Here is a 7,702-nt window from a genome sequence, read left to right as displayed (position 1 = left end):
GACAGGCTGAAGGCCCGGCGGCACAGGCAGGCGCTTCGGTTGCGGGAGGCGCGTGTTTCGGGCGGATTCTCATGGTGCCGTCGGGCGGGGCGGTCGGCGAACGCCCAGCCGGTGAGCGTGGTGTCAGTCGGCAGCGAAACGCGCGGCATTGTCGACGGCCCACCGGGCGAAGGTGGTCGCGGGCCGGCCGGTGACGTCTTGGACGCTGGTGACAGGCAGGGCCGTAGGAGGCACGTCAAAACTGGTGAGGACATTGTCGACGTACCACGTTGCGGTGTCGCCCATGGTAGGGGTCAGAGCAGCGATAGTGTCCTCGCGCGTGGATTGCCGGAAGGCGATGTCGCGGCCCAGTGCCTCGGCGAGGCACCGGACGAGATCGGTGCGGGTGAGGATCTCCGGTCCCGCCAATGGGTAGGCCCGGCCGAGATGAGCGTCGCTCAGCAGGGTGGTGGCGGCGACAGCGGCGATGTCGTCCATGGCGATCGGTGCGCTCGCGGCGTCGGGCCGCGGCTCCAGCACCGCACCGGTCTCGCGGATCTGGCGCGACCAGATCAAGGTGTTCTCCATGAAATCGCCGGGCCATAAATGAGTCCAGGCCAGGCCGCTGTCCTCGACAGCCGTGCAGACGCTGCCCCACCAACTCTCCGGTTCACCGGACAGGTCGACGACGTGCCGGACACCCGCCGCGCGGGCCAGCGCGAGCACCTCGGTGACGCTGTCGGGTGTCGGCGCCAGGTACATCCGCTCTACCCCTGAAAGCGCGGCGGGCAAGGTGTCCGGTCGCCGCAAGTAACCCTCGGCCACCTGCACCGCGGCCGGAAGCGCGGCCTTCTGTGGATTGTTGGTGAGCGCGCGAATATCGGTGGCCCCCAATGCGAGCAGGTGGTCGACAACCTTGCGGCCGATGTTTGCGGTGGCCCCGGTTACCAGGATGGTCATCTGCACCCTCTCCGGTGTGGATCGCTGAACCACTCATCCTGCCACCCTGGGGCGCCCAGGAGCCGGGCCGCCGGCGCCGTCGTCTGCCCGGGCGACGGTTTCGGCACAGGCGTCTAGGCATCCGTCGGGATCGATCACCGTGAGCGTCACGCCACCGGCTGAATTCGACCCGAATTCGGCTACTCGGCGCGGTTGCGCATGGCCGACGTCAGAGATTGCGACCAGAGTCGGCGCGTACTCGGCCATGATCCCTCACCTTCACCTGCGACAACCGCCCGGCGGGCCCGGCGCCTGTCCGAGCCCGCTTCAGCTGCGGAGAACTCGCTCCCCGCTCAGTCCGAGGTGCCGCGCGGGCGAGGCCGTGGGCCGATCTGATCGAGCAGCGTGTTCACCTCGTCCGGGAAGCCGTTGGTGACCGGCTTCGGGGTCTTGGCGGGAAAACGGCGTGTGACGTGCTCCTCCGCGGCGGAGCCCGGCAGCACGTAGACGGGTTCCGGCTTGTTCTGCAACGGCCGCACCACCTCCGCCAAGTGCCCCTTCCGGTCGTCGAGGAAAGCTCCGATCACATCCTCTCCGGCCGGGCAAACGGCCATGCAGTAGCCGGCCTTGTAGTTCGGTTTGAAAGACAGGCTCTGCCACATCGAGAACGACTCACCCGTGGTCACGCGTTCGCGGTACTCGGCACGGTCGGCGCTGTCTGCGATGGTTTCGGCCCAATCGGTGAAGCCGCCCATGAACTCCCGGTAGTTGTGCGTGTAACACGCCTGGAAATCGAACCCGCCCTCGTCGGTGATCGCGCCGACCGGGCAGGCGGACACGCACAGCTTGCACTCGAGACACGGGTTGAAATCCAGCGCGGCGCTCGGCTCGTCGACCACGGCATCGGTCACCACGGTGCCGAGCAAGATGAAGTTGCCGAACTTCGGATGGATGACGTTGCGGTGAATACCCATCACACCCAAACCCGCGGCCTGCGCCACCACCTTGTGTGCGATCACCCAGACGCGCCCGGGAAATTGATCGACCTCCATCGGATACCCCGGCGCCGGGTACACGGCGCGATAGCCGGCGTCCTGGAGTGCCCGCGTGATCCGGCGCGAGACCTCGTTCGTTTCGTCGTCGGCGTGGTTGAACTCGGTATTGGCCAGGCTGCGCTGAGGACTGCGTAGATTATCGCGATTCATCCGCACGCAGAAGGCGATGAATGTCCGTGCTGTGGGCAATATTCCGCGCGCATGCTCGAGTTCTTCGGCCACGCGCGGGTCGTCGACCGGAACGAAGCCCACGTCGTCCGCGCCTGCGGCAAGGCAGATCTCGCGCAGCTGGGCGGTGGGCAGCACCGGGTCAGGCGTGGTCCGCGGCCGCCGCGCCATCCGCTGGACGGTCGGATGCTGCGCCAGCCGTCGCGGTCCCGATGATTCCTGGTTCGTTTCCGACATCGAGCTCTCCTATCCCTGCGAGACCGACACGGCCTCGAAGAGTTAGACGTGCTGGAGCACTGGAACTCATCGCGGGACCAGCGCAGGATTCTCCCATCGGCTTCGGTCCTCCGGCGCTGCGGAGGCCTGCGGTAGTCACCTCCGTGACGACATCGATGGGTCGGCAGAGAAGCTCGGTGACCATTGACGCGGATCACGGTGACCGAGGCTTATCCGATGGCCGATGCGGGACCCGAGGGTCCATGACGCGGCGGGGTGCGGCCCTCCCTTGCGGCGGGAAGTGGCGAGATTCGAGGGTGATCAGCGCGCACACCGCCATCGGCTTCATGATCACCTCTCGTTCGAATGGGAGCGCCCTCCGCCGGGGGCTTTCGCCACCGTTCGCGGCTCACCGCGTCCGGAATGCCGCCTGCACTCTCGACCCTCCGGCGAAACGACGAAAGCCATGCCCCCGCCGCTGGTGTGCGGATCAGGGGGCATGCCGTCGAACTCCGCTATGGATCAGCGCTGCCAGGGCAGGCAGCCCGCGGCGCGCAGGCGGGTGGCCAGCCCGGAACCGATGGTGGTGCTGGAACCGTTACCCGCGGTGAGCGCCAGCAGGAGGTCGAGGCCGAGTCCGGCGCCGAGGGAGCAGCCCAGCAGATTGACATCCACTGTGATGATCTCGTCCTTCGGTGCGCCGGGCAGCGTCTCATCGGCATGCGCCGAACTCGCCCCGGCCACGGTGGCGGCAACGAGCGTCACGGCGATGAGACCGGCTCGGATGGATCGCACTTGTCCTCCTTCTGCGCCCTGCCCAGGCGCGATCCTCGTGCCGGGCAATGGATTCGATCGACATCGGCGTCCGCGCCCCCGACCGACGGTCCGCCGCATGGTTTGTTGACCGATCGAGAACGCGGGAAACCCCTTTTCCGCCTGGAGCCGGTGACGAGTCACACTCCGATCCGAGCCGTCGCCGAGACACGGCGGAAGCCCGGAACACGGTCGAGCGGCGGCCACACCCGCAGGCCGGCCGCCCCGGCGCGGTTGGGCGACCTCCGAACCACTGATGGCTGGTCCGCTTTCCGACTTGCCAGGGCGAGCCCGGGCTCGTCTGGGTGGCCCTCAGGGGCGGATGTGTTCCGGGCGCACGCCGATTCCGATGAATCGGCCCACCGCGTGGCGCAGCACCGGCAGCCGCCGGAAGACGCGGAAGATCGGCGGGACGTGGGTGGCTGTGTCGTCGTGCAGATTTTTGGGGTAGAGGTCGCGCAGAATGGACAACTGGAACAGCTGGGTCAGTCTGACGGGCAGTTGGCGGCGGGCCTGCACGCGAGGCGGATCGGCGTCGGTCAGGTTGTGCGCGAGCAGTTTCGGGCCGAGGATGTTCGCGGTTGCGACAGCGTCCTGGATGGCCAGATTTATGCCGACGCCACCCGCCGGTGACATGGCGTGGGCGGCATCGCCTATGCAGAGCAGGCCCGGTCGATACCACTTGCCGAGCCGGTCGACACGAACCGTCAGCTGGTGAACGTCGGCCCAATCGGCGAGTTCGTGAACGCGGTCTCGCAATGCGGGGGCGAGCGCGCTGATTCTGTCGCGTAGCTCGCCGATGCCAAGTGCGCGTAGATCTTCGTAGGCGTTCGTGGGAATGGTGTACGCCACTTGCCAGTAGTCTCCGCGGTCGATGGCGATCATCGCCCCCTTGCCGCCCTGGAAGAACTCGACCCGGTCCGTCGCTCGCCGCGACAGCCGAAACCACAGGACGTCCATCGGTGGCGAGCTCGCCGCTGCCCGCAAACCGGCCGCTTCTCGCATACGCGAGTGGCGGCCATCAGCGGCCACGACGAGATCGGCTCGTATTTCGAGGCTTTCGGTGTCGGTGGCCGCCCGCACACCGAGGACTCGATCGTTCTCGATGAGCAGATCGATTGCCTTCGTGCGTTGCAGGAGCCGGAAGCCGGGGAAGGCCGCGGCCTTGGTCGCCAGGAAATTCAGGAATTCCCATTGCGGCATGAACGCGATGTACGGGCTGCGGACCGGCAGCTTCCGGAAATCCGCGAAGGTCACGGGCTCGCCGCCGACCGCGACGGTGACGCGATCCATGGTGCTGTGCGGCAGGCGGCGGAATTCCTCCAGCCAGCCGAGTTCGTGGATGAGTTCCTGAGTGGATGGATGGATGGTGTCGCCACGGAAATCGCGCAGGAAGTCGGCGTGTTTTTCCAGCACCACCACCTCGACACCCTGCCGGGCGAGCAGCGTGCCCAGCATCATCCCGGCGGGGCCTCCGCCTACCACGCAGCATTGCACGTTCATGTCATGCACCGGCGGTCTCTCCTTCTTCGAATGGCGCACTACGAACAAGTCCGTGGAGCACGAGACCCACCAGCTCGGCGACATCGACCGGGATACCGGTGCTGCGCCCGACGGCGAGAGTCGCGAACAGAGCGGTCGCGGTCGTGCGCGCGTCATGGTCACGCAATTCCCCCGCGGCCACGCGGGAGCGCAGATACTCGGCCATCACGGCCTGCCCTTCCCCGACGAATTCCGCCAGGACCGCCCGCACGTTCTCGTGTGAATGCCCGGCGGCGAAAAACAGTCTGATCAGCTTGGCATTGGCGGCCAGGACGCCGTCGAACTCGCGCATGACCCGGGGCAAGACCTCGGTCGCCGGCTCGCCCTCCGCCTGCTCCAGCGATTCGCGCAGCTGCCGCGAGAATCCGCGCTCCCGCAACAACGCGGTCACCAGCGCCTCTTTTCCAGCGAAATAGTGATACAGCAGGCCGGGCGCGACCCCGGCGGCAGCCGCGATGTCCTTGACCGAAGCCCCGTCGATCCCTTTGTCGGCGAACACATCCAACGCCGCGTCGAGCAAGCGCTCGCGCCGCCACTGCGCCTGTTCTCGTCGACTTCCCACGACACTCCATTGATTGAACGATCATTCAATGAACTGAACCGTACCAGCCCGACCGCGAAAAGCGAAGCTTGACAATCCAGGATCAGGTCAGACGCTCGTTCGACCGCCTGTGCGAGGACCGGGCCACGGTGCGGCGGGCTGTCCCCTGCCCTGAACCTGCTCGAAACCCAGGTGAATTCACCGCGCCTCCTCACCGAACTCCGCCCGGTCCGCGTCGCCGCCACCCGCACTCGCGGCGACGACGCCGAACACTTCCGCCACCGCTTCGACACCCTCACCACCCGCACGGCATGACAGGAGGGTCTCGACCAGACCTGTGACCTCGCAGCGGCTCGGCCGGTGCTGCACGGCGCGGCCGGCCTGTGGTTGTGGGCGGGCGCGTCGCGACCGATAAGTAACAGTGATCGTCTACGCCCGGATTCGGCGTTGTTCCGCGCTGGTGGTCATCGCACGCTTGGGATACACATCCGATCTTGTCTCCTGGAGCGTTGTTGTCCGAGATCCGGCCCATTCGGCAGACTCGCCGACCCTTCCGAGTCGTGGCGGGAATACTCTGCGCGCAACTGCGGAAGTCGGATGTGTCTCGATCGATTGATTCGGACGATCTGTGGTGGTTGCGCTGAAAGACTTACATTCCTTGTTCGCCCGGATCACAGCCCGCTTGACGAAGACAACGAAGGCAGCCGGCGCCGGAGCGGGGAGCGGATACCGCATGATCGCTCACGGACTCCGGAAACACAGTGAAGTGTCGGGGGCGGATGCCTCGGCAGCGCGACAGGTCCTGTCGTCATCGCACAAATCCGATCGTGCCGCAGAGGGGAGACGGCGCGAGATCCCGCAGTCGGCCATCCAACACGCGACTGTGGCGGATGTGCCGGATCTCGTCAACGCACTACTGCGTGGATGTGAGAACGCCTATGAGAATCTGCCCGGCGCCGAAACCGGCGGAGTACAGCGGCTCATCGCCGACATGGCATCGCGAAAACATCGAGAGCTCACGACATCGCTTACCGAGTACGGACGGACCTTCTTCGTGCATCGCGCCCCCGATGGGCACATCACCGGCTTCGTCGAGGCCGCGCGGCGCCCGAACGGCGACGGGCAACTCTACGCATGGCACATTCTGCCGGAGTATCACGCCATGGGCATAGGACGCGCCTTGATGCGTGAAGCGCTGCAATTCTTAGGTGATGTCGATGTCCACTCCAATACGACGATCCGCACCGAAGCCTATGCCGCGCATCTGAAGCTGGGGTTCTCGCCCGTCGGTCCACCGACCGGGACGCCACCTCCGATGCAAGCGGCTGGGCTCGTCGCGGAACAACAGCAACTGATGCTGTCTCGCAGCGCCCGCGCGGAACTGCTGAAGCGCTGGGATCGAGCGTGAAAGGCGGCTTTCTCAACCCCGTTCGAGCGCACCCAGGTCGCGGACTGCTCGCGCGAGAGCGCGAATCTGCTGGGTCTCCGACTCCGTGCGCCAGACCAATGCCCAGCGAACCAGCGGGGAATCGCTGATCGGGGTATAGGTGATGCCCGGGCGCGGATAGTACCGAGCGATATGACTCATGCAGCTCGTGAAGACCTCGCTTGTGCTGGCGCTGACCAGGATGTCTTCCAACGTCGAGATGGGCGCGACGCGGTGAATGGGGCGCCCGGAAGGAGTGTGGAAAGGGCTGACCGCGTCCTCCCAGTAATCGGGCAGAGGGTCGGCAGGCGCGAGTACGCCGCGATCGCCGAATGTTTCCAGCGAAATCCATTCTTCACCCGCCAGTTCATGATTGTCGGGCATCAACGCCACCATGCGCTCGGTGAAGATGGTTGGCCCCACAGTCAAGCCCGGTTCTTCGACGGGGAGCCAGGCGATGACGATGTCGGCTTCGTCGCGGCGCAGCGGGCCGAACTGGTCGCCGAATTCGCTACTGCGGATACGCAGTTCCCAGGTGGGATGGTTACGACGAAACGCATCCCAGAACGGCTGATAGTCGTACGGGTTGTAGCCGATCATGGCGACCCGCAACACATCGGAGACACCACGCGCGCTCTGGCGGGCGTGTTCGATGGCTCGGACCACGCCGTGATAGTTCGGCAGCAGTTCGGCGTACAGCCGGCTCCCGATCGGAGTCAGCTGGATATTGCGTGGATTGGAGCGATCGACGAGACGGGCGCCGATGCGGCGTTCTTGATTCTTGATGGACTGGCTGATCCGCGCCTGGGACAGGTGCAGCCGTAGTGCGGTGCGACCGAAGTGCAGTTCCTCGGCCAGTATCAAGAAGATCTCGATGTCTCTGAGCTCCACCGGGGCCCTCCTGGTCGATTTCGTTTCCTTCGCCGCCTGGTCGACGTAGTTCTATGGTGTCGCACGACGCGCGGGCCGAGCCTGTCTTCCCTGGGTGGTCGAGCCGAGGACCGTCAACGATCGCGACCGAGG

General features: G+C 66.0%; 8 protein-coding genes. 2 read left to right on the top strand and 6 right to left on the bottom strand.

Annotation, left to right across the window (positions count from 1 at the left end; translation table 11 throughout):
• Positions 1-123 precede the first annotated feature (123 nt).
• From ON21_RS31210 to ON21_RS36170, 5 genes are all read right to left on the bottom strand, one after another.
• Positions 124-939: an NAD(P)H-binding protein gene (locus ON21_RS31210; protein ID WP_039804008.1), complete on the bottom strand. Its 816-nt coding sequence runs from the start codon at positions 937-939 to the stop codon at positions 124-126.
• Positions 940-1,271: 332 nt separating this feature from the next.
• Positions 1,272-2,378, bottom strand: coding sequence for an epoxyqueuosine reductase (locus tag ON21_RS31205; protein WP_051021525.1), 1,107 nt, complete (start codon positions 2,376-2,378; stop codon positions 1,272-1,274).
• Positions 2,379-2,879: 501 nt separating this feature from the next.
• Positions 2,880-3,152 (bottom strand): hypothetical protein, encoded by a 273-nt coding sequence (locus ON21_RS31200; protein WP_039804007.1) that lies wholly within the window; start codon positions 3,150-3,152, stop codon positions 2,880-2,882.
• 330 nt (positions 3,153-3,482) lie between these two features.
• Positions 3,483-4,673, bottom strand: a complete 1,191-nt coding sequence (locus ON21_RS31195; protein ID WP_039804005.1) for an FAD-dependent oxidoreductase — start codon at positions 4,671-4,673, stop codon at positions 3,483-3,485.
• A 1-nt stretch (position 4,674) separates the two neighbouring features.
• Complete coding sequence (locus tag ON21_RS36170; protein WP_083880998.1) at positions 4,675-5,274, bottom strand: TetR/AcrR family transcriptional regulator; 600 nt, start codon at positions 5,272-5,274, stop codon at positions 4,675-4,677.
• Positions 5,275-5,445: 171 nt separating this feature from the next.
• On the opposite strand from ON21_RS36170, the gene ON21_RS40690 reads away from it, so the two are divergent.
• Positions 5,446-5,568: a hypothetical protein gene (locus ON21_RS40690; protein WP_281032718.1), complete on the top strand. Its 123-nt coding sequence runs from the start codon at positions 5,446-5,448 to the stop codon at positions 5,566-5,568.
• 418 nt (positions 5,569-5,986) lie between these two features.
• Positions 5,987-6,661: a GNAT family N-acetyltransferase gene (locus tag ON21_RS31185; protein WP_083880997.1), complete on the top strand. Its 675-nt coding sequence runs from the start codon at positions 5,987-5,989 to the stop codon at positions 6,659-6,661.
• Positions 6,662-6,673: 12 nt separating this feature from the next.
• Here ON21_RS31185 and ON21_RS31180 read toward each other — a convergent pair whose 3' ends face one another.
• Positions 6,674-7,570, bottom strand: a complete 897-nt coding sequence (locus ON21_RS31180; protein ID WP_039804001.1) for a LysR family transcriptional regulator — start codon at positions 7,568-7,570, stop codon at positions 6,674-6,676.
• Between the last annotated feature and the right edge of the window lie 132 nt (positions 7,571-7,702).

The organism is Nocardia araoensis NBRC 100135 (genome assembly GCF_000308435.1).
GTDB classification, from domain to species: Bacteria; Actinomycetota; Actinomycetes; order Mycobacteriales; family Mycobacteriaceae; genus Nocardia; species Nocardia araoensis.
The sequence above is the reverse complement of the archived record's forward strand: the minus strand, read 5'-3'. Positions and strand labels throughout refer to the sequence as shown.

Excerpts from the sequence above, each read along its gene's own strand:
- ON21_RS31210 (WP_039804008.1), bottom strand. The coding sequence starts at position 939 with ATGACCATCCTGGTAACCGGGGCCACCGCAAACATCGGCCGCAAGGTT.
- ON21_RS31205 (WP_051021525.1), bottom strand. The coding sequence starts at position 2,378 with ATGTCGGAAACGAACCAGGAATCATCGGGACCGCGACGGCTGGCGCAG.
- ON21_RS31195 (WP_039804005.1), bottom strand. The coding sequence starts at position 4,673 with ATGAACGTGCAATGCTGCGTGGTAGGCGGAGGCCCCGCCGGGATGATG.
- ON21_RS31185 (WP_083880997.1), top strand. The coding sequence starts at position 5,987 with ATGATCGCTCACGGACTCCGGAAACACAGTGAAGTGTCGGGGGCGGAT.